The organism is Streptomyces sp. NPDC002566 (assembly GCF_042889585.1).
Classification (GTDB): Bacteria; Actinomycetota; Actinomycetes; order Streptomycetales; family Streptomycetaceae; genus Streptomyces.
The window spans coordinates 302069-323139 of sequence record NZ_JBIARD010000001.1; the positions used below are offsets into that span (position 1 = coordinate 302069).

At 72.9% G+C, this 21071-nt stretch carries 19 protein-coding genes; 9 read left to right on the forward strand and 10 right to left on the reverse strand.

What is annotated here, in order from left to right; translation table 11 throughout:
* Nucleotide 1 precedes the first annotated feature (1 nt).
* From ACFYXA_RS01200 to ACFYXA_RS01230, 7 genes are all read right to left on the reverse strand, one after another.
* Complete coding sequence (locus ACFYXA_RS01200) at nt 2-598, reverse strand: ATP/GTP-binding protein (RefSeq protein ID WP_352247317.1); 597 nt, start codon at nt 596-598, stop codon at nt 2-4.
* The gene (locus ACFYXA_RS01205) at nt 585-947 is read right to left on the reverse strand and encodes a DUF742 domain-containing protein (protein ID WP_352247316.1); all 363 of its coding nucleotides are present in this window, start codon (nt 945-947) and stop codon (nt 585-587) included. The genes ACFYXA_RS01200 and ACFYXA_RS01205 overlap by 14 nt, the downstream gene beginning before the upstream one ends.
* 1 nt (nt 948) lies before the next feature.
* Nucleotides 949-1383 (reverse strand): roadblock/LC7 domain-containing protein, encoded by a 435-nt coding sequence (locus ACFYXA_RS01210; RefSeq protein WP_130438037.1) that lies wholly within the window; start codon nt 1381-1383, stop codon nt 949-951.
* A gap of 11 nt (nt 1384-1394) precedes the next feature.
* A complete protein-coding gene (locus tag ACFYXA_RS01215; RefSeq protein WP_389027262.1) occupies nt 1395-4058 on the reverse strand; it encodes a nitrate- and nitrite sensing domain-containing protein in 2664 nt (887 codons plus the stop codon).
* Between the two features lie 92 nt (nt 4059-4150).
* Nucleotides 4151-5164, reverse strand: a complete 1014-nt coding sequence (locus tag ACFYXA_RS01220; protein WP_352247314.1) for a substrate-binding domain-containing protein — start codon at nt 5162-5164, stop codon at nt 4151-4153.
* 366 nt (nt 5165-5530) lie between these two features.
* Entirely contained in the window at nt 5531-5953 is a 423-nt protein-coding gene (locus ACFYXA_RS01225) for a DUF6114 domain-containing protein (RefSeq protein ID WP_352247313.1), read from the reverse strand.
* The gene (locus ACFYXA_RS01230; protein ID WP_352247312.1) at nt 5950-6618 is read right to left on the reverse strand and encodes a DUF6230 family protein; all 669 of its coding nucleotides are present in this window, start codon (nt 6616-6618) and stop codon (nt 5950-5952) included. Before ACFYXA_RS01230 ends, ACFYXA_RS01225 begins: the two co-directional genes overlap by 4 nt.
* A gap of 707 nt (nt 6619-7325) precedes the next feature.
* Here ACFYXA_RS01230 and ACFYXA_RS01235 point away from each other — a divergent pair.
* Nucleotides 7326-7964: a Tat pathway signal sequence domain protein gene (locus ACFYXA_RS01235; RefSeq protein WP_352247311.1), complete on the forward strand. Its 639-nt coding sequence runs from the start codon at nt 7326-7328 to the stop codon at nt 7962-7964.
* 36 nt (nt 7965-8000) lie between these two features.
* Here the strand turns inward: ACFYXA_RS01235 and ACFYXA_RS01240 are convergent, their stop codons facing one another.
* Complete coding sequence (locus tag ACFYXA_RS01240; protein WP_352247310.1) at nt 8001-8975, reverse strand: lytic polysaccharide monooxygenase; 975 nt, start codon at nt 8973-8975, stop codon at nt 8001-8003.
* A gap of 357 nt (nt 8976-9332) precedes the next feature.
* Between ACFYXA_RS01240 and ACFYXA_RS01245 the strand changes: the two genes are divergently transcribed.
* Complete coding sequence (locus tag ACFYXA_RS01245; RefSeq protein ID WP_352247309.1) at nt 9333-11135, forward strand: S8 family serine peptidase; 1803 nt, start codon at nt 9333-9335, stop codon at nt 11133-11135.
* 121 nt (nt 11136-11256) lie between these two features.
* Here the strand turns inward: ACFYXA_RS01245 and ACFYXA_RS01250 are convergent, their stop codons facing one another.
* Nucleotides 11257-11904: a ScbR family autoregulator-binding transcription factor gene (locus ACFYXA_RS01250; protein WP_352247308.1), complete on the reverse strand. Its 648-nt coding sequence runs from the start codon at nt 11902-11904 to the stop codon at nt 11257-11259.
* Between the two features lie 172 nt (nt 11905-12076).
* Here ACFYXA_RS01250 and ACFYXA_RS01255 point away from each other — a divergent pair, with 172 nt between their 5' ends.
* The 5 genes from ACFYXA_RS01255 to ACFYXA_RS01275 all read left to right on the forward strand — a co-directional run bounded on the left by ACFYXA_RS01255 (nt 12077) and on the right by ACFYXA_RS01275 (nt 17883).
* Nucleotides 12077-12979, forward strand: coding sequence for a ScbA/BarX family gamma-butyrolactone biosynthesis protein (locus ACFYXA_RS01255; RefSeq protein WP_352247307.1), 903 nt, complete (start codon nt 12077-12079; stop codon nt 12977-12979).
* Between the two features lie 67 nt (nt 12980-13046).
* Complete coding sequence (locus tag ACFYXA_RS01260; protein ID WP_352247306.1) at nt 13047-13697, forward strand: ScbR family autoregulator-binding transcription factor; 651 nt, start codon at nt 13047-13049, stop codon at nt 13695-13697.
* Nucleotides 13698-13724: 27 nt separating this feature from the next.
* Complete coding sequence (locus tag ACFYXA_RS01265) at nt 13725-14909, forward strand: damage-control phosphatase ARMT1 family protein (RefSeq protein WP_352247305.1); 1185 nt, start codon at nt 13725-13727, stop codon at nt 14907-14909.
* A 122-nt stretch (nt 14910-15031) separates the two neighbouring features.
* Nucleotides 15032-17200, forward strand: a complete 2169-nt coding sequence (gene cyc2, locus ACFYXA_RS01270) for a germacradienol/geosmin synthase Cyc2 (RefSeq protein ID WP_352247304.1) — start codon at nt 15032-15034, stop codon at nt 17198-17200.
* Between the two features lie 20 nt (nt 17201-17220).
* Entirely contained in the window at nt 17221-17883 is a 663-nt protein-coding gene (locus ACFYXA_RS01275) for a PDZ domain-containing protein (RefSeq protein WP_352247303.1), read from the forward strand.
* Between the two features lie 13 nt (nt 17884-17896).
* On the opposite strand, the gene ACFYXA_RS01280 is transcribed toward ACFYXA_RS01275, so the two are convergent.
* Nucleotides 17897-18652: a phosphodiesterase gene (locus tag ACFYXA_RS01280; protein WP_352247302.1), complete on the reverse strand. Its 756-nt coding sequence runs from the start codon at nt 18650-18652 to the stop codon at nt 17897-17899.
* Between the two features lie 261 nt (nt 18653-18913).
* Between ACFYXA_RS01280 and ACFYXA_RS01285 the strand changes: the two genes are divergently transcribed.
* Nucleotides 18914-20041 carry an aminopeptidase P family protein gene (locus ACFYXA_RS01285; protein WP_352247301.1) on the forward strand — a complete coding sequence of 376 codons (1128 nt, stop codon included), beginning with the start codon at nt 18914-18916 and terminating at the stop codon, nt 20039-20041.
* Nucleotides 20042-20091: 50 nt separating this feature from the next.
* On the forward strand, nt 20092-21063 hold the full coding sequence (locus tag ACFYXA_RS01290) for an aminoglycoside phosphotransferase family protein (protein ID WP_352247326.1): 972 nt from the start codon (nt 20092-20094) through the stop codon (nt 21061-21063).
* Nucleotides 21064-21071: the final 8 nt, after the last annotated feature.

A 21071-nucleotide genomic window follows, 5' to 3' on the forward strand; every position in this document is an offset into this window, starting at 1 on the left:
GTCAACACCGGTTCCGGCTACCCGCGTCGGCGATCAGCAGATCGAGCAGCGCGATCAGCACGTCCCGGCACGACTGACGTTCCCGCGCGTCGCACAGCAGCACGGGAACGCCTGCCGGAAGCGCCAGCGCCTGACGGATCTCGTCCGCCGGATAAGGGTGCAGCCCGTGGAAGCCGTTGACCCCGACGACGAACGGGATCCTGCGCCGCTCGAAGAAGTCGATCGCCGCGAAACCGGCGTCCGTCCGGCGCACGTCGATCAGCACCACCGCTCCCAGCGCGCCGACGGCCAGGTCGTTCCACATGAACCAGAACCGCTGCTGCCCCGGCGTGCCGAACAGGTACAGCACCAGGTCGTCGCCGATGGTGATCCGCCCGAAGTCGAGCGCCACGGTGGTGGACCGCTTCTCCTCGATGCCCTTCAGGTCGTCCACGTCCAGCCCCGCGACGGTCAGCGGCTCCTCCGTGCGCAGGGGCGCGATCTCGCTGACCGAGCCGACCATCGTGGTCTTGCCGACGCCGAAACCGCCGGCGACGAGGATCTTCACCGCGTCGGGCGCCGCGGGGGCCCCGGCGGCGGTGGGGTCAGATGCGGTCAAGGCCGTCCCTCACTTTCTGCAGCAGCTCCAGGTCCCGGCCGCCGTCACCGGTCACGGGACGGGGCGGCCGGGCCGTGATCAGCCCCGCCTCCAGCAGATCGCAGAGCATGATGACGACCACGCTCACCGGCAGGTCCAGCAGCGCCGCGAGCTCCGCCACGGCGACCGGCCGGGCGCACATCCGCACGATCCGCGCGTGCTCGGGCTGCGGCCGGGTCGCCCGCTCCGGCGGTGGGTCCGCCGCGGTCACCGTCGTGATGAGCGTGAAGTCGGCACGGCTGGGCCGGGTCCGCCCGCCGGTGAGGGCGAACGGCCGTACCAGCCGGCCCGCTTCGTCGCCTCCGCTCACCTCACCCGCCGAGGCGGCGCGAGGCGGGACCGACACCGGTCCGCGGCGCCGCGCTGAGGTGCTCGCCGATCTTCTTCACCAGCATGTTCATCTGGTACGCCACCACGCCGACGTCCGCGTGCGAGCCGGCCAGCACGACCAGGTGGGCCCCCGGGCCGGCCGAGGTGAGGATCAGGTAGCTGTTCGCCATCTCTATGAGCGCCTGGCGCACCGGGCCGCCGCGGAAGTCCATGCTGACGCCCTTGCTGAGGCTCATCAGGCCCGACGCGGTCGCCGCCAGCCGTTCGGCGTCCTCGCGCGTGAAGCCCAGGGACTTGCTGACCACCAGCCCGTCCTCGGAGAGCACGACGGCCTGGTTCACATCGGCGACCTTCTCCACCAGTCCGGTGAGCAGTTGGTCGAGCTTGGTGTCGGTGGCGGGCGTGGAGTATGTCATCGCGGTGTCCTTCATGAGCGGTCGGCGGGCGGTGTCGGGGTCGGGGCGGCTGCGGCCGTCTCCTCGGGGCGGGAGGGCGGCCCGTCGGCGTCGTCGCGTGCGCGCAGGGTGCCGCGCTGGAAACCGGCGAGGGAGGAGGCGGCGCGCTCGGCGGTGAACTCCTCGAACGCGTCGCCGTCGTCGGTGCGACCGCCTGTCCCGTCGCGTGCCGGCTCCTCGCGCAACTCGGCGACGAGGCTGGTCTGCGGGACCCGGCGGGGCAGCGGCGAGACGCCGGGTGAGCGGCCGGAGCCGGCCGCACCGGGCGCGGGCGGGCTCGCGGCCGTCGCGGCGGGCGTCTCCTTGCGCGTCCGCACCGCCGCGGCGCCGGGCGTCCTGACGGGCAGGCCGGTGTCGGGAGCCGGCGGGGAGGGCGGCGGGCCGCCCGGGCCGTCGGTCGCGCTCGGCGCTTGAGACTCGTCCGGCGTGTCCGACGCGTCCGGCGGCTGCGACGCGTGCGCCTCGTCGGGCGCCGGGGCGCCGGCGTCCCGCGTGGTCGTGACGGGCGGTGCGGTGAGCGCCTCGCGCACCGCTTCCAGCACGCCCGGCGCGGGTGATGACACGGCGGAGTGCGGGGTGTCCGGCTCGACGGTCGGCCGGGTCGGCCGGGTCGGCCGGGTCGGCCGGGTCGGCCCGGTCGGCCCGGTCGGCCCGGTCGGCCCGGTCGCCCCGGAGCCGTCGGGCTCAGCGCGCTCGCCGTCCGCCGTCTCCCGCACCACGATGTCCTTCGGCAGCAGCACGATCGCCGTGGTGCCGCCGTACGGCGAGGGGCGCAGGGTCACGGCGATGCCGTGCCGGGTGGCCAGCCGGGCGATCACGAACATGCCCAGCCGCAGATCGTCGGCGAGCGCCACCACGTCGAACTGCGGCTCCACCGCCAACTGGGCGTTGAACGACGCGTAGTCCTCCTCGGACAGCCCGAGACCGCGGTCCTCCACCTCGACCGCCAGGCCCTTGGCCACCGTCGTCGCCCGCACCGCGACCGGGCTCGGCGCCGGGGAGTAGGACGTCGCGTTGTCGATGAGCTCGGCCAGCAGGTGGATCACGTCCGCCACGGCCGGAGGGGCGACGCACACCTCCTCCTCGGTGTGCACCTCCACCCGCGCGTACTCGGCCACCTCGCCGACGGCGCTGCGCAGGACGTCGACCAGCGCGACCGGCTCCGACCAGCTGCGCCCCGGCCGTCCGCCGCTGATGATGACGAGGTTCTCCTCGTAGCGGCGCAACTGGGAGGCCGCGGAGTCCAGTTCGTACAGTCCCTTGAGGACGTCCGGGTCCTGGTGGGCGCGTTCCAGCGCGTCCAGCTTGCTCAGCTGCAGGTTGACGAGGTTCTGGCTCTGCCGTGCGATGCCCAGGATGATCTTCTGGAACCCGCGCCGGGTGTCGGCGAGTTCGACGGCGGTGTGCACGGCCGTGCGCTGCGCGGTGTTGAACGCCTCGGCCACCTGGCCGAGTTCGTCGCCGCCGTAGTCGAGGGGCGGGGCCGCCGAGTCCACGTCGACAGTCTCTCCGCGGTCGAGCCGGGCCACCACCTCGGGGAGCGTCTCCCGAGCCAGACTCAGCGTGGCCATTCGCAGCCCGCGCAGCCGCCGGAACAGCGAACGGGTGATCCGCCAGGACATCCCGACGCACAGCAGCAGCGCCACGAGCCCGGCGGTGCTCAGCGCGGCGGCCTTGACCAGCAGATCGCGCGCTTCCACCGCGCTGCTTTCGAGCAGCGCCTCGGTCCGCTGCCGGATCAGCGCCGAGTACTGGCCGGAGACCTCGATGAGGGCGGCGCGCCACTGCCCGCGCACGTCGGGCAGGGGGACGTCGCCGTTCTCGCGCTGGTCGGAGCGGGCGGCGAGCACCCTGTCCTCGACGGACTCCAGGGTGCGCCACTGCGGGCTGCGCAGGATCTTCTCGGCCTGCGTCTTCGTCGAGCCGGTGAGGGAGGGCACGATCTGGTCCTGCACCAGCCAGCGGCGGGCGTTCACCGTCTGCGCGAACGCGGCCCACTCCTTCTGGTCCATGTGCCCCTTGGGGCCGGCGAGCGTGAGGTACAGGTCCTCCTCGGAGACCAGCTCGGCCGCGTGCTCCAGGGCGACGAGGGGGCCGGCCTGCGAGGTGAGGTCGCCGTCGTCGACCTGGGACAGCTCCTGGAAGGCGTGGATCTGGTCGTCGATGATCGACGTGTACTGGTCCAGCGCCTGAGCGGCGGTGATGTCGGTGGGGTCGTCCACCTGACCCCGGTAGTACTCCAGGCTGCCCACGGAGGCGATCACCGAGAACATCCGCTCGCGGACGCGGGCGGGCGCCCGCTGGATGTCGTTCGCGCGGGCGACCAGCTGCGCGACCACCGCGTCCGTCTTCGCGCGCTGCGCCTGGAGCGCCGCGCGGGAGCCGTGGGGCGCGGCCAGCCACACGGCCGACAGGCTGCGTTCCTGTTGCAGCGCGAGTGTGGCCTCGGTGCCCATGGCGCCGGTGGAGCGGCTCAGTTCGGTCTGCGCGCGCAGCCGCATGCCCTCGGAGAACATCTGGATCGTCGTCACGCTCCACATGGCGGCGAGGGTGACGCCGGGCACCAGCGCCAGGAGGATGAGGGAGAGACGTATGGAGCCGAGACGGCGGCGCCGGGCACCTGTCCGTGGTGACATGGTCGTCCTTGGGCGAGCGGCGGGGGAGTCGGGGGAGCGGGGCGGGGCGTGCGGACCGGTCAGCGGTCGTTCGGCGGTCGGGCAGCGGCCGGTCAGCCGGTTCCGGCGGTGGCGTACCGGGTCCCGTCGGCCACATCGGCCTTCGTGACGAAGGCGGGGCCGGTCAGGACCGGGGCCGTGCCGCCGCCGCTGACGCTTCCGTTCGTCTCGTGGAGCCAGAGCGCGTCGACGGCGAGATAGCCCTGGAGCCACGGCTGCTGGTCCACCGCGAACCGGACCCTGCCGTCGCGGACGGCGGCGACCAGATCCTTGTCCAGGTCGAAGGTGGCGACCTCGGCACCGCTGCCGGCGTCCTTCGCCGCCTTCACCGAGGCCAGCGCGAACTGCGCGCCGTTGGCGACGACTTGGTCGACCGACGGGTCCTGCCCGAGGCGGGCCGCCACCGCGGCGGTCACCGCGTCCGGGTCGGTGCCGTCGACGTAGAGCATCTCGGTCTCGCCGGCGAACGCCTTCTTCACCCCGGCGCAGCGGGCCTCCAGGGCGACGTTGCCCCGCTCGTGGATGACGCACAGCGCGTGCTTCCTGCCGAGAGCGTCGAGCCTGTCGCCGACGGCACGGCCGGCGACGCTCTCGTCCTGCCCGAAGTACGCCAGCAGCCCGGCGGAACGCCAGGCGTCGATCCCGGAGTTGAGGCCGACCACGGCGATGCCCGCCGCCCTGGCCTCCGTCACCGGGCCTCTCATCGCCCGGGGCTTGGCCAGGGTCACCGCGATGCCGTCGACCCTGTCGCGGACCGCGTCCCGCACCAGCGCGGCCTGTCCGGCGGCGTCGGCGTCGCTCGCGTAGGTCAGCTCGACGCCGTCCTTGGCGGCGGCCGTCTCCGCGCCCCTGCGCACCGACTCCCAGAAGGCGTCGCCCTGTGCGCCGTGGGTGACCAGGGCGACCCTGATCCGGTCGCCGGGGCGTCCGGCCGTGTCCGGGTCCGGGCCGGAGGCCGTCGCGTCGGAACAGCCGGCGACGAGGAGGAGACAGAGGGCGGCGGAGGCGGCCGCCCGCGCGGCTCCGGGGGAAGCGGAGGGCGAGCGAGCGGGCGGGGGAGTGTTCATGGAGGGCTGTACCTCGCTGTGCGGCAGAGCAGGAGGACGGGCGAGCGCTGCCGGAACGAAGGGGCGCGTACCGGCGAAAGGTTTCGCTGGCTCGGAGCCAACCGCGTGTGACCGCCGGTAGTCAAGTGAACGACCACTCGTGGTGAGGTGCTGCTGCCGCATCGTGATGTGGAACGGACACGACGGGCCCGCGCTGAGAGCTCACCGCAGGTGAATTGACTGACTGTCAATCAAAGTGGAAGGCGCGCGGCGGCCCGGAGCGGACGGCGCATGCCTGTCTCGGAGCCCCAGGACGGCGCATGCCTGTGCCGGCGCCGTCGCCGGCGCCGGCACAGGGGACGACGACGGCGACCGTGCCGTACGGGGTCAGGCCGGTTCCCCGTGACGGTGGAAGGCCATGGCCTTGTCCGCCAGGGCGTCCTTGCGCCGCTGACGGCGGCTGCGCCGGGGTTCCTGGTCGGGCACCCACCCGAAGGCCATGCAGCTCCCCGTGACGCCGAGGAGCAGGCCGATGACGAAGCCCCCGATGTTCGAGGTGACCCATGAGCCCAGCGAGCACAGGACGCCGATGATCGAGTAGAAGAGGCGCTGCGAGGGGTTGAACAGGATCAGCAGCCCGCACAGCAGCATCACGGACGGCAGGAGATAGCCCGCCAGTCCCTGCATGCCGATGCGCAGCAGGACCGGCAGCGGAGCCTTCATGGTCAGCAGGATCTCCGCGCCGCCCAGGACGAGCAGCACTCCGCCGGCGAAGGGCCGGTGCCTCTTCCAGTCCTGGAAGCGGTTCACTGCGGGCAGCCCTTGCCCCCGAACCTCATGTGGAGGTCGGGGAGCTTGAACACGGCCGCGGTGGCGGCGTAGTTGTGCTGGTAGAGGTCGGTGATGACGACCTTGTCGGCCTGCTGGCCGTAGACGCCGGCCGGGCCCTGCTTGCCGACCTTGTCGAAGGTGCTGGAGTCGCGGCCGATCTCGATGTTGTTGAAGGCGGCGTCACCGGTGATGTCGTCGGAGTCGATGGCCAGGTTCTCCACGTCGACCTTGGTGCCCTTGTCGCCCGCGGTGAGGACGAGCTGGATGCCGCCGAGGTCGACGCTCTGACACAGGTTGGTCAGCTTGCCCTTCTTCACGACCGAGGTGACGACCAGCACCTGGCCGCCGGTGTCGCCCTCGTTGGGGCTGTTCTCGATCATGTGGTCCAGCGCGCCGAACTGGGCGAAGCCGTCGCCCTCGAGCTTGTCGGCGGTGACCACGAACGGCATGCCGGAAATAGCGAACTGCACACCCAGCGCTCCCTGGGCGGTCAGGACCGCGAGGCCGGCCGCGACGAAGGTCGCGGGCACCGCCATCACGGCGGCCCGGCGAAGCCGGACCCGGCCGCGTCTTACGGCCGAACCGCTGTCGGGGTTCTCGGGGGTGTTGTCGGCGGACGACGTGACGTCCGGGGACGAGGCCATGTCTGCTCCCATGGGCATAGTCATGCGGGTTGGGCTTCAGTGGCGTCGTTGTCCTGGCGCGGACAGCGGACTGTCGCGCACCGCTCCTCACAACTCCCGGATGTTGTCGCAAGGGCTTACCCGTTACGCGTCAGTAGCCTCTTCGGAAGTTACCGATGGTTACACCTAGGGGTCAAGGGAGATGTGGAAAAACGGTGTCCATTGTGTATCGCCTGTGATCCACACTGTCGCCCAGGTGCACGTTTATGTCGAGTGGATCATCAACTTGACTTCAAATGCTTGACGTTGACTGACCATCAGGTCTACAACTCTCGTGGCTCAGACCGGATCCGTGGCGCCGGATCCGCAGCGTGGTGACATCGGCCGCGCTCCCGGACACGGGTCCGGCCGCCGTCAGCCGGCGGCCGGACCTCCTGTCAGTACCGGCATTCCCGCCCGGGCATCCAGCACGGGCTTTCTGCGTCCCGAGTCCCATTCGTCCACCGGCGCCGCCCACGGCCACCACCCCCCTGTCCGTGGGGTCCGACGCCTCTCACCGCTGCCGGTCCGTCACGTACGGAGAAGGCGTGACGGGCCGGTTCCGGCCGACGCGGACTCGCGTCCCCTCTGTTCCCACGACCACCGTGTCCGACCGACCCCCCACCCGATCCCTCTCGTTCGGCCGACTTCCCCGAACGACCCCCCCACTTCAGAAACGAGGCACCCGCATGCGCGTCCGTACCCTCCTCGCCGCCGTCGGTTCCGTCGCCGCCCTCTCGCTGACGGCCGTCAGCCCCGCGTCGGCCGCCGACCCCGCGGTCCTTTCCACCGCGGGCGGCGACATCGCCGTCGGTGAGGGCCTCACCGCGTCCCTGGCCGCCGGCACCAACGCCACGTTCTACTCCAGCGCCACCGGCACCAGCGGCATCTCCTGCACGACGTCCAGCTTCTCCGCCACCGTCACCGACAACCCGGCCGCCCCCGGCACCGCCTCCGAGTCGCTCACGCAGCAGAACTTCACCGGCTGCACGTCGAACGTCCTGGGCGTGCTCGGCGTCAACAGCATCACCGTCAACAACCTCCCGTACACCGCGGCGGTCACCTCCGGCGGCGGCCTCAACGTCACCGCGGCGCCCGGCGCCCACATCCGCACGACCGTCAGCCTGCGCACCCTGCTGGGCAGCGTCAGCTGCGTCTACGAGGGCGCCAGCCTGGTCGGCACGGCGGACAACGCCGACAGCAGCATCGGATTCGTCAACCAGCCGTTCGCCAAGGTGTCCGGCTCTTCGCTGTGTTTCGCCAACGCCTTCTTCAGCGCCAAGTACGCCCCGGTGACCGCCGCCGGCGGCCCGGTCATCGTCAGCTAGTAGCAGCCGGCGACGAGTTCACCGGGACCGTTCACGTCAGCGCCGTCGCAGTCGCAGTACCAGGGCGACGCCGCCGGTGAGCAGCAGTGCCGCCGCGGCGCCGCCCGCGACGAGCGGCGTGGACGGCCCCGAACCGGCCCCGGTGGCATCCGCCACCGGGGTGCTCGCCGTGTCCGCGGCAGGGGCCGCGGGATTCCCCGCGCCGACGCTCCCGCGTGCCGGCGCGGCCGCCGCCGAGGGGACGCCGCTCACCGGGTTGCTCGCCGACGGCCGCCCGGAGGCCCCGCCCGCCGCGGGGGCCGACGCGGCCGGTGTGGGCGCGGTGGACGGGGCGGCGGACGTGGGCGCGGCCGGCGAGGCGGTCTCGGCTCCCGGGAACACCACGTCCGAGCACGAGTAGTACGTGTCCGGCGTGCTGCTGTTCTGCCAGACCGTGTAGAGCACCTGACGTCCCGTCCGGTCGGCGGGCAGCTTCGCCGAGAAGCGGTAGGCGCCACCGGTCAGCGCCGGGTCCTTGATCTCGGCGAACGGGCGCTGCGGGAGATCTGCCCAGGTCAGCGGCTTGGCGGGATCGTAGCCCTGCTTCGTCAGATACAGCTTGAACGTGCCCTTGTGCGGGATCGTCGAGACGTACGTCATCCGCAGCGTCCCGCCCGGCGCGACCCGCGTCGACGGCCAGTCGGCGCGCGCGAGGTCCAGCCCCTTGTAGGCGGACAGACCCCCGCTGCACAGCTCGCCGTCGGGGATCGTCTGCCGGTCCCGGCCGTTCACGTTCGCGACCCGCAGGTTGTCCCAGGCGCCCAACTGCCCGCCGTTCGCCCGCACGGCGGCCCGGCACGCGGCCGAACGCGACGCCGAGCCGCCGTCGGGGGAGCAGGCGTAGACCCGGCTCGCCGGGTCCGTGGGCGCTCCGTGCGCCTGTGCGGGGCCCGCGGCCCACAGGACCGGAAGCAGCGGGCCGAGCGAGGCGACGGCCAGGGCGGCGGTGCGGTGTGCGGTCGTGCGGGGCATCGGGGACGTCTCCTCGGCCGGCGCGGATACGGTCTGCCGTGCAGTACGGGAAACCGGTGTGACGCGTTCACTACGCCCACGCACCGGGTCTCACCCGAGCAAACCGGCCCATTCGCGGGCCCGTTGACGGCGTCGAGGGTGCTGTTCCGGCCCGATCGAGGGTTTCCCCGGTATCCGCTTGCCGATTCCTTTGCCTAATGTTCCCCCACAACCGCCCCACAGGTAACCCCTACATGGAGCGGTTCCTCCGCCTGGCCGGCCCATGCGTCGCTCTTCGATTCACCCCCGCCGCTTCGACGCCGAAGCGAATCGACTGCCGCTCCGCCCTGTCCGGAGCAGGCCACGAAAGGCACGCCGTTGCGCACCTCCCCCGCCCTGAGACGCAAGCTGATATCCGTCGCCGCCCTCTCCGCGGCCCTCCTCACCGCCGCCTCCACCGCCTCGGTCTCCGCCGCCCCCGACGGCGACCCGCAGGCCGCCGCCGTCCCCGCCGCCCAGACCGAGGCCGCGCCCGGCGCCCCCGCCGAGCGCCTCATCGTCGGCTACAAGTCGGACGCCGCCGAGGCGAAGTCGAACCCGGCCGCCGAGGCCGACGCCGCGGCCAAGGGCAAGGAGACCGGCGAGGACGTCGACTTCCAGCGCCGCCTGGGCACCGGCGCCGCCCTGGTCGACCTGGGCGAGAACCTCAGCAGCGCCGACGTCGCCGACGTCGTCGCCGAGTACCGGGCCGACCCGCAGGTCGCCTACGTCGTCCCGGACCGCCTGAACACCCCGAAGGCCGACCCGAACGACACCGAGTACGCCAAGCAGTGGGACCTGTTCGAGCCCACCGCCGGCATGAACGTCCCCGCCGCCTGGAACACCGCCACCGGCGCCGGCGTCACGGTCGCCGTCATCGACACCGGCTACGTCGCCCACTCCGACCTCGCCGCCAACATCGTCGGCGGCTACGACTTCATCGCCGACACCGCCGTCTCGGTGGACGGCGACGGCCGCGACAGCAACCCGGCCGACCCGGGCGACTGGTACAACGCGGGCGACTGCGGCACCGGCGTGCCCGCCTCCACCTCCTCCTGGCACGGCACCCACGTGGCCGGCACCATCGCCGCCGTCACCGACAACGGCAAGGGCATCGCGGGCATCGCCCACGGCGCGAAGATCTCCCCGCTCCGGGTGCTCGGCAAGTGCGGCGGCTACGACTCCGACATCATCGACGCCATCACCTGGGCGTCCGGCGGCACCGTCTCCGGCGTGCCCGCCAACACCAACGTCGCCAAGGTCATCAACATGAGCCTCGGCGGCGACGGCGCCTGCACCTCGGCGACCCAGACCGCGATCAACAACGCCGTGAACCGGGGCACCACCGTCGTCGTGGCCGCGGGCAACGAGAACGACAACGTCGCCAACCACTCCCCGGGCAACTGCAACAACGTCATCTCGGTCGCCGCGACCAGCCGCACCGGCGCCAGGGCGTCCTACTCCAACTTCGGCTCCCTGGTGGACATCTCCGCGCCCGGCGGGCAGACCAGCACCGGCACCGCCAACGGCATCCTGTCCACGCTGAACTCCGGCACCAAGACGCCGTCGGGCGAGAACTACGCCTACTACCAGGGCACCAGCATGGCCACCCCGCACATCGCGGGCCTCGCCGCGCTGCTGAAGTCGGCGAAGTCCTCGCTGACCCCGGCCCAGATCGAGTCGGCCATCAAGGCCAACGCCCGCGCGCTGCCCGGCGCCTGCTCGGGCGGCTGCGGCGCGGGTCTCGCGGACGCGGCCAAGACGGTCGCGGCCGTCACCGGCGCCGGCTCCACCCCGGGAGCCACGTTCTCCAGCACCACCGCAGTGGCCGTCCCGGACAACGGCGCGGCGATCGAGTCCGCCATCGCGGTCACCGGCCGCACCGGGAACGCGCCCGCCGCCCTCCAGGTCGGCGTGAACATCACCCACACCTACCGCGGCGACCTGGTCATCGACCTCATCGCCCCGGACGGCACGGCGTACCGCCTGAAGTCGTCCAGCTCGGACTCGGCGGACGACGTGGTCACCACCTACTCGGTGAACGCCTCCAGCGAGGTCGCCAATGGCACCTGGAAGCTGCGCGTCCAGGACGTGGCGGCGCAGGACACGGGCCGGCTCAACAGCTGGCAGCTGACCTTCTGAGCCCGGGCAGCGTGAGCTGCCGGTGAACGGGCGGGCCGGCCGGTGTGGATGGACACCGGCCGGCCCGCCGCACGTCCGCTCGCGGGCCGTACACCCCGGGACGGCGCCGTGCGAGACCCCCTCAGGAAGCCGCGCGCTCCAGCGAGGCCAGCACCCGGACCCCCCGGTCGGCCCGGGTGTCGAGGCCGGGCAGCAGCCCCGGCACGGCGATGCTCGGCAGGATGTGGGACCACATCACCGCCAGCCGCTCCCCGAGGTCCGCCCGGTCCGTGAGCGCCCGCGACATCAACTGGATGCCGGTGAAGGAGCCCACCAGCAGCTCGACGGTCGCCGCCGCCCGTACCGTGGGCAGCAACTCGCCCTTCTCCCCGGCGTGTTCGAGCAGCTCGGTCAACCGGCGCGCCCACTGCAGGAACGGCTCGGCGTGGTCCACGCCCGAAGGCGTCTCCTGGTCCACCGCGAGCCGCATGCTGCCCCTCAACAAGGCGTTGTCGCGCAGCCGCTGGCCCACGACGAACGTCATGTCGACGATCTCCTGGAGCCTGCACGGCTGCGGCGGGACCGCCCCGAAGGGAACCTGCTCGCTCAGGACCGCCCGCGCGAGCGCCTCCTTTGACGGGAAGTGGAAGTACAAGGCGCCTTTGGTGACGTCGGCGCGCTCCAGGACCATCGCGATGGTGGTGGAGGCGTAGCCGTACTCGTCGAAGACCGCGCCGGCCGCTTCCAGGATCGCTCTCCGCGTCCTGATCGCGCGCTCCTGTCTTGCCATAACAGCCCCTTCACGGCGGCGAGTTGACCTCACCCGCGATCGTGCGCGGGCGCGGCCCGTTCATGGGATGCCGTCGACTGATCTCATTGAAAACAAACCGGTCGCCTCGTACTCTAACGCTCGACGAAGCGGACGGATCTCCGTCTGCCGTGGCCGACCCGGGGGAAGAGAGATGACTCGACCGCGGCAGCTCGCCGACGCCCCGTCCCTCACGGCGACCGTCCCCCGGCAACTGGTGCACCGCGCCGCCGTCGCCGAGACGTTCCTCACCGGCTGGCGGCGCACCGGAACCGACCGCTTCTCGGTCTCGGCCCAGTGGCCCCGCGTCCACCCCGTGCACGTGTCCTGTGACCGGTCGGCCTACGATCCGCTGCTCGTCGTCGAAACCGTCCGGCAGAGCGGCACCCTGGTCGCGCACACCGAGTACGACGTGCCGCTGGACCACCAGTTCGTGCTCCAGGAGTTCCGGATCGCCACGGTAGCAGGGAAGTTGGGCGTCGGACCGCTGCCCGCCGAACCGGAGGTCGAACTCGCCTTCACCGACGTCCGGTACCGGGGCCGGCACCCTGCCGCGGTGCGCTACAGCGCGCGCGTCCTGCGCGACGGCGACCCCGTGGCCACCGCCGACGTCGCCTTCAGCTCCGTCAGCGCCCCCGTCTACCGCAGGCTGCGCGGCGGCCGCACCCCGGGCAGCGTGACCACCGTCCCCGTGCCCGAGGCGGTGCCCGCCTCCGGCGTCGGCCGGGCTCTGGCCGCGGACGTCGTCCTGGCCGGAGCGGGCAGCCGGCACCGCTGGCAGCTCCGGGTCGATACCGCACACCCCGTTTTCTTCGACCATCCGCTCGATCATGTGCCGGGCATGCTCCTGCTGGAGGCCGCCCGCCAGGCGGCCCGTCTGCGCATCGGCGCCGAACACCCCCCGGTGGCCTACCGGGCGCGCTTCCACCAGTACGCCGAGCTGGACGAACCCGTCTGGATAGAGGCGCGGGACGGGCCCCGGGACGGGGTGCAAGTCGTCGGCGTACAGGGGGAGTCGACGGTCTTCGAATGCCTGGTGGCCACCGCGGCCCGGTGAGTTATGGTGTACAGGAGGCAAGAAACAAACGGCATGACCCGTTCTTTACAGCCAGGAGTGCCAGGCGATGGCGAGGCAGTTACGCGCCGAACAGACCCGCGCGACGATCATCAGGGCCGCAGCCGAGCTGTTCGACCGGCACGGCTACGAGTCGACCAGCCTCAGTGACATCGTCGAGCACGCCCGTGTCACCAAAGGCGCGCTCTACTTCCACTTCGCGGCCAAGGAGGACCTCGCCCACGCCATCCTGGAGTTGCAGTCCGAGGCCTCCCGCCGGGTCGCCGGCGAGATCGACGAGCGGGGCTGCTCCTCCCTGGAAGCGCTGATGCGTCTCACCTTCGGCATGGCGCGGCTGTCCGTCGAGGGGCCGATCACCCGCGCCGGCCTGCGGCTCGCCACCGGAGGCGTCGCGATCCGGCCGCCCCTGCCGCACCCCTTCGCGGAGTGGCTGGACATGGTCGACCGGCGGCTCGCCGGCGCGGTCAGAGAGGCCGACATCCACCCGGACGTCGACGTCGACGCCGTCGCCCACTCCCTGGTCTGCTTCTTCGTCGGCACCCGCGTCGTCGGCCGCTCCCGGGAACCGGCCGCACGCCTCCCGCGCCGCACGGCCGAGATGTGGCACGTGCTGATCCGGGGCCTGGTCCCGGTCCCTCGCCGCCCCCGCTACCTGACCCTGGCGGCCCGCCTGGAGCACGAGGTCATGGCCGGAGTGTGAGCCGGCGGCCGCGATACCGTGATCCTCATGTCCGACGACGATGTCCCGCCCGTGATCCTCGGAGACACGCCCGGCTCCTTCCCGCACGGCGTGCTCGCCGAGCGGCACCCCGCGATCATCCGACAGGTCCGCGAGGCGTTCCCCTACGATCCCGCGGTGCGCGGTGCGCTGGACGCGCTGCTGGAGAGCTGCGCCGACGGCGTCGTCCCGCCGCTGCCCGAGGACGCCCACGACCTGGAGCGCTGGCGCGGTTGGGGGCTCGACGCCCACGTCGGGCGCTCCTGGCACGACATCCCGTGGCTGTGGGCTGAGAGTTACTTCTACCGGCGACTCCTCGAAGCCGTCGGCTACTTCGGCGACGGCCCCTGGCAAGGCCTCGACCCGTTCCGGCCGTTCAAACTGGCCGAGCTCGACGCGCCCGAGACCGGCCAGGAGCTGGCCGCGCTCGACGGCCTGGCCACCCGCCCGGCCGACGAGCGGGCGCGGGCCCTGCTGCACGGCTCGCTCTGGGGGAACCGCGCGGATCTCGGCTTCCGCCTCTCCGACGCGGACGCCCGGCACCGGGCCGCTGCGCCCGGACTGGTCGCCGACGACAGCGAGGCCCTCTGGTCGCTGCTGCCCGCCACCTCGGGCGCCTCCGGCACCCTGTGCCTGGTCGCCGACAACGCGGGCCGCGAACTCGTCCCCGACCTCCTCCTCGCCGCCCACCTCCTCGCCCACGGGCGGACCGGGCGGGTCGTCCTCCACGTCAAGCCGTACCCGTACTACGTCTCCGACGCCACCACCGCCGACGTCGTCGACGCGCTGCGCGCGCTGACCGCCGCCCCGGGCGAGGCCGCCGCGTACGGCCGCCGGCTGTGGGCCGCGATGGCCGACGGCACCCTCGCCCTGCGCGCCCACCCCTTCGCCGCCGCGCCGCTGCCCTACGACGAGATGCCCGGCGACCTGCGGGCGGAGTTCGCCGCCGCCACCCTCACGATCATGAAGGGCGACCTCAACTACCGCCGGCTGGTGGGCGACCGGCTCTGGCCGCCCACGACCCCCTTCGCGGACGTCACCGCCCGCTTCCCCGGCCCGGTCGTCGCCCTGCGTACGCTCAAGTCGGATGTGATCACGGGTCTGTCGGCGGCCACCGAGGAGGCCCTGGACGCCGCGGAGGGACAGCGCTGGCGCACCGCCGGGACCCGCGCCCTGATCCAGGCCAGGACCTGACCGGCCCCGCCGTCGCACCTCACGGGGACCCGAATCGTCAGCATTGCCGCCCTGTTCACGCGATGGTGTGACCGTGCGCCGCCCCGCGGATGGTCCCCGGAGCGCGCGGGTAGGGCCCGGCCATGACGCAGCCGTTCGAACTCCCGGACTTCTACATGCCGTATCCCGCGCGGCTCAACCCGCACGTCGACGAGGCACGCGCCCACTCGACGCGGTGGGCGCGCGAGATGGGCATGCTGGAGGGCTCCGGGATCTGGGAGCAGGCCGACCTGGAGGCGCACGACTACGGCCTGCTGTGCGCCTACACCCACCCCGACTGCGACGGCCCCGCACTGTCGCTGATCACCGACTGGTACGTGTGGGTGTTCTTCTTCGACGACCACTTCCTCGACGTGTTCAAACGCACCCCGGACCGGGCCGCCGGCAAGGCCCACCTGGACCGGTTGCCGCTGTTCATGCCGCTCGACCTCGCCGCATCCGTGCCCGAGCCGCGCAACCCGGTCGAGGCCGGACTCGCCGACCTGTGGCAGCGGACCGTCCCGGCGATGTCCGACGACTGGCGCCGCCGCTTCGCCGTCGCCACGGAGCACCTGCTCAACGAGTCGATGTGGGAGCTGTCCAACATCAACGAGGGGCGGATCGCCAACCCCGTCGAGTACATCGAGATGCGCCGCAAGGTGGGCGGCGCCCCCTGGTCGGCCGGTCTCGTCGAGTACGCCACCGCCGAAGTCCCCGCCGCCGTGGCCGGGGCCAGGCCCCTGCGTGTGCTGATGGAGACCTTCTCCGACGGCGTCCACCTGCGCAACGACCTGTTCTCCTACCAGCGCGAGGTCGAGGACGAGGGCGAGAACAGCAACGGCGTGCTCGTCCTGGAGACGTTCTTCGGATGCACCACCCAGCAGGCCGCCGACACCGTCAACGACATCCTCACCTCCCGCCTCCACCAGTTCGAGCACACCGCGCTCACCGAAGTGCCTGCGCTGGCCCTGGACTCGGGACTCAGGCCCGACGAGGTCGCCGCGATCGCCGCCTACACCAAGGGACTTCAGGACTGGCAGTCCGGCGGACACGAGTGGCACCTGCGCTCCAGCCGCTACATGAACCAGGGCGCGGCCGCCTCCGCCCCGCCCTGGCAGCGGCTCACCGGCCCCGGCACCTCCGCCGCCGACGTCGGCGCGTTGCTCGCCTCGGCCGCCCGGCAACGGCTGCGCGCGCACGGGCACCTGCCGTACGAGAAGGTCGGGCCGTCCCGGCTGCCCGACTTCCACATGCCGTTCCAGGTGGAGCTGAGCCCGCACCTCGACGCGGCCCGGCATCGCCTCCTGGAGTGGACGCGCCGCATGGGCGTGCTGTCCGAGGGGGTCTGGGACGAGGACAAGCTCGCCTCCTGCGACCTCGCGCTCTGCTCGGCGGGACTGGACCCCGACGCCACGCCCGAGGCCCTCGACCTCAGCGCCGCATGGCTCGCGTTCGGCACGTACGGCGACGACTACTACCCGCTCGTCTACGGCCACCGCCGCGACCTGGCCGCCGCCCGGCTGACCACGGCCCGCCTCTCCGCGTGCATGCCCGTCGAGGGCGACGCGCCGGCCGTCGTCCCCGTCAACGCCATGGAGCGCGCGCTGATCGACCTGTGGGGGCGCACCACGGCGGAGATGAACGCCGAGCAGCGGCGCACCCTGAGGACGGCGGTCGACGCGATGACGGAGAGCTGGGTGTGGGAGCTGTCCAACCAGTTCCAGAACCGTGTCCCCGACCCGGTCGACTACCTGGAGATGCGCCGCGCCACCTTCGGCTCCGACCTCACCCTCAGCCTGTGCCGGATGGGCCACGGACCCGCCGTGCCGCCGGAGATCTACCGCAGCGGACCCGTCCGCTCGCTGGAGAACGCGGCGATCGACTACGCCTGCCTCGTCAACGACGTCTTCTCGTACCAGAAGGAGATCGAGTACGACGGCGAGATCCACAACGCGATCCTCGTCGTCCAGAACTTCTTCGGCTGCGACTACCCGACGGCCCTCGGCGTCGTCCACGATCTGATGACCCAGCGCATGCGCCAGTTCGAGCATGTCGTGGCACATGAACTCCCCGTCCTCTACGACGACTTCGACCTCCCGGCGGAGGGCCGGGCCGCCATGGACGGTTATGTGGCCGACCTGGAGAACTGGCTGGCGGGGATCCTGAACTGGCACCGCGCGGTCGACCGCTACAAGTCCGGCTATCTGAGCAGGCGTTCCCACGGCTTCCTCCCGGACCACCTGCCGGCCCTCCCCGCCGTGCCGGTCGGCTGAGCGCGCCGGCCGGAGGAGAAATGGAACAGATCGTGTTGCGTCCCAGGCCACTTCCCGGTCAGGAGCCCGACGACGGCGGCGGAGCCGGCGGGGGTGATGCGGACGCCGGGGCGGGTGCGGAAGGCCGCGTCGACCACCGGCCCCACACCGGCGGTCACCCGGGCCGGCGGCCCGCCTCCCTGCTGTGCGGCCTCTTCGCCGGGGTTGTCCTGGTCCTGTCCGGCGTGGCCCTCGGCGCGCTCGGGACCAGCGTGGTCGCGATGAGGGAGCTGGGGGAACTGCGGGACCAGATCGCGCGGGAGGCGTCACGGACGCCGGGCGAACCGGACGGGGGCGGGAGACCGGGCGTCCTGTCCGCGCCGGTCGGCTCCAAGTCGTCCGGCGGGTCCGGGACTTCGGGCACCGCCCGGGACGGCGCGCGCGCCAGCCTGGGTCTCGAAGTCGTGGACGGGGGGAAGCGGGGCGCACGGGTCGTCGCCGTGCACGTCCCGGGCCCCGGTTACACGGCCGGCCTGGTGCGCGGGGACGTGCTGCTGAAGTTCGGCCGGACCCGGATCGACTCGGCGACGGATCTCGCCCGGGCGGTCGAACGGGCCGGACCGGGGCGGAGGATCGACATGACGGTACGTCAGAGCAACGGTGAGCAGCGGCGGTTGTCGTTGGTCCTCGGCGTGGTGGTCTGAGCCGCGAGGGGCGTCAGGCGACCGTACGGAAGTGGCTGGTGAGCCTGCGGTCGTCGTCCAGGACGTGGAAGGCGAGGCCGACCGGCGCGTCCCGGTCGGCGACCGGCTCGCCTTCCCAGGGCAGCCGCAGCGTCCATGTCACCCCGGGCCCCACGATCAGCGGACGCCCGGCGAAGACGGTCGCGGCCGGGGTGTGGGCGTGGCCGGTGATGATCCCGGCGATCTCCGGCCGGCGTTCCAGCAGGGCCGCGAGCCGGCCGGGGTCGCCCAGCCGGAAGGAGTCGGGGAGAGGGTGGTGCACGGCCACGGGCGGGTGGTGGAAGGCGAGGAGCGCCGGCAGGTCACCGCCGAGTTCGTCGAGGGTCTCCTCGATCCAGCCGTACGTCTCGTCCGTCAGCGCGCCGTCGTCCTCGCCCGGAATGCTGGAGTCGCACATCAGCACGGCGGCGTCGTCGAAGACGTGGACGCTGTCGAGGGGGCCGTCGTCGGCGGGCCGGCCGAGGAGGGCCTTGCGGTAGGGCGCGCGGCTGTCGTGGTTTCCCGGGCAGGTGAGCACCGGGAAGGGCGCGCCGCCGTCGCGCAGCCCGAGGATGCGGGCCGCCTCCTCGTACTCGTCCTCCGCCCCGTGGTCGGCGATGTCGCCGGTGACCAGCAGGGCGTCCACCCGGCCCGGCAGGCTCCAGAGCCGGTCCCGCACCCGCTCGGCGCGTTCGGTGGCCCGCGCGCTCCCGTCCAGGTGCAGATCGCTGATGTGGGCGAGTACGAGCACGGCGGTCGGCCTCCAGGGAGAAGGGGAGCACTGCGGCGGACAGGCTGACGGGCTGTTAATGCTGCGAACGGATCTAACCATTAGGGCTAATGGCTGCGCAATCCCCAACCGTTAGCCCGCCGGGCCGCCGGGTCCGGTGGGCGCCGAGTGAGAGGTGTGGCGTGCGGGAACCGGTGTGAATCGGCTCGCGCGGCCCCCGCTGTGCGGGCAGGATGCTGCCCGTAGCCACACGTCCTTCGCCAGCTCCCCAGGGAGGCCCGGATGACCGGCCGTACGCCCGCGCCCTTCACCGCCGACGACTACCGGACCCGCATGGAGCGGGCCGCCCGCGCGGCAGACGACGCCGGGCTGGCCGCACTCCTCGTCGCGCCGGGCCCCGATCTCGTCTGGCTCACCGGCTACGCGCCCCCCGCCGCCACCGAGCGGCTCACCCTGCTCGTCCTCGCCCCCGGCCGCGACCCCGTCCTCGTCGTGCCCACCCTGGAGGCCCCCGACGCCGCGAAGGCGGCCGGCGCGCCCGCGCTCACCCTGCGGGACTGGACCGACGGCAAGGACCCCTATGCCGTCACCGCCGCGCTGCTCGACGCGCGCGGCCGGTTCGGCGTCAGCGACAACGCATGGGCGATGCACCTGCTCGGCCTGCAGAAGGCCCTGCCGGACACCTCCTACGCCGCCCTCACCAAGGCCCTGCCCATGCTGCGGGCCGTCAAGGACCCGGCGGAACTGCGGCTGATGGCGGCGGCGGGGGCGGCCGCGGACGCGACGTTCGAGGAGATCCGGAAGGTTCCCTTCGCCGGCCGGCGCGAGTCGGAGGTGGGCGCCGACCTCGCGGACCTGCTGCGGCGGTTCGGGCACTCCCAGGTCGACTTCACCATCGTCGCCTCCGGGCCGAACGGCGCGAATCCGCACCACGAGGTCGGTGAGCGCGTCATCGAGCGCGGCGACATGGTCGTCCTCGACTTCGGCGGCCTGAAGGACGGCTACGGCTCCGACACCTCGCGCACCGTCCACGTCGGCGAACCCACCGACGAGGAACGCCGCGTCCACGACCTGGTGCGCGAGGCCCAGGAGGCGGGCTTCCGGGCGGTGCGGCCCGGGGTCGCCTGCCAGGAGGTGGACCGGGCCGCCCGCGCGGTCATCGCCGGCGCCGGGTACGGCGAGTACTTCATCCATCGCACCGGCCACGGCATCGGCGTCACGACGCACGAGCCGCCGTACATGATCGAGGGCGAGGAGCAGCCCCTCGTGCCCGGCATGTGCTTCTCCGTGGAGCCCGGCGTCTACCTGCCCGGCCGGTTCGGGGTGCGGATCGAGGACATCGTCACGGTGACGGAGGACGGCGGCCGCCGGCTCAACGACACCACCCGCGAACTCCTCACAGTGGACTGAAGGCTCCCGTGGCATCCCCGGCATCCACCCCGAACGGCGACGGCGCGACCATGACCCAGGCACCCACCCCCACCGCGGACACCGTCCGCCGACTGGTCCGCGCGCTCCTCAAGGAGGGCGAGGACGGCGGCGGAACCGGGGGCGGCGCAGGGCCCGAGGTGCGGCCCGTGCGGCCCGCCGCCGACGGCGGGGCCCGGACCTGGTGGGTCGGCTCCCGCCATGTGCTGCGGCTCGCCGCCGACCGTGAGGCCGCCGACCGCAGGCGGCGCGAGCTGCGGCTGCGCGACCTCGTCCGCCCGCACCTGCCGGTCGCCGTGCCGGTCAGCGTCGCGCACGGCGACTGGTCCCCGGGCCTGCCCTACACCCTGGACGTCCGGCTGCCGGGCGGCACCGGCGAGGAGCACGACGTGTCGGCCGTCGGCGAGGCCGACCTCGCCGGGCTGCTCGGTGGTCTGCGCGAGATCCCGGCCCGGCAGGCCGAGGCCCTCGGCGTGCCCCGCACCGCCCCGCGCTCGCTGGAGGCGCTGCGCCGCATGGCCGTCGCCGCCGCCGAACGCCTCGGCCGGGCCGACGAGTTCGACCCGGCCCGGCTGAGCCAGCTCACCCCGCTGGGCGCGGCCCAGCTCGCCGCCCAGCCCGCCACCACCGTCCTCGTCCACCACGCGCTGACCGGCGAGCACCTCGTGGTCAGCCCCGACGGCAGGGTGCGCGGCGTCCTCGACTGGTCCCGGACGGTCCTCGGGGACCCCGCCGAGGACATCGCCACGCTCGCCCTCGCCGTCGGCTCCGGCGCCGCCGTCCGTGCCGCCACCCTCGCCGGCTACGGCGCCCGCCCCTGCCTGCGCGGTCTGTGGCTGGCCCGCTGCGACACCGTCCTGCGCCTCGCCGACCGGCTCGACGGCCGCTCCACCGCCTCCCTGCCCCTGCTGCGCACCCGGCTCCGCAGGGCATGGGAGGCGATCCTGCTGGAACGCGTGACCGAGCTGCGAGACGACGAGGACGGCGCGGACCCCGAGCTGTGACCGCCGCC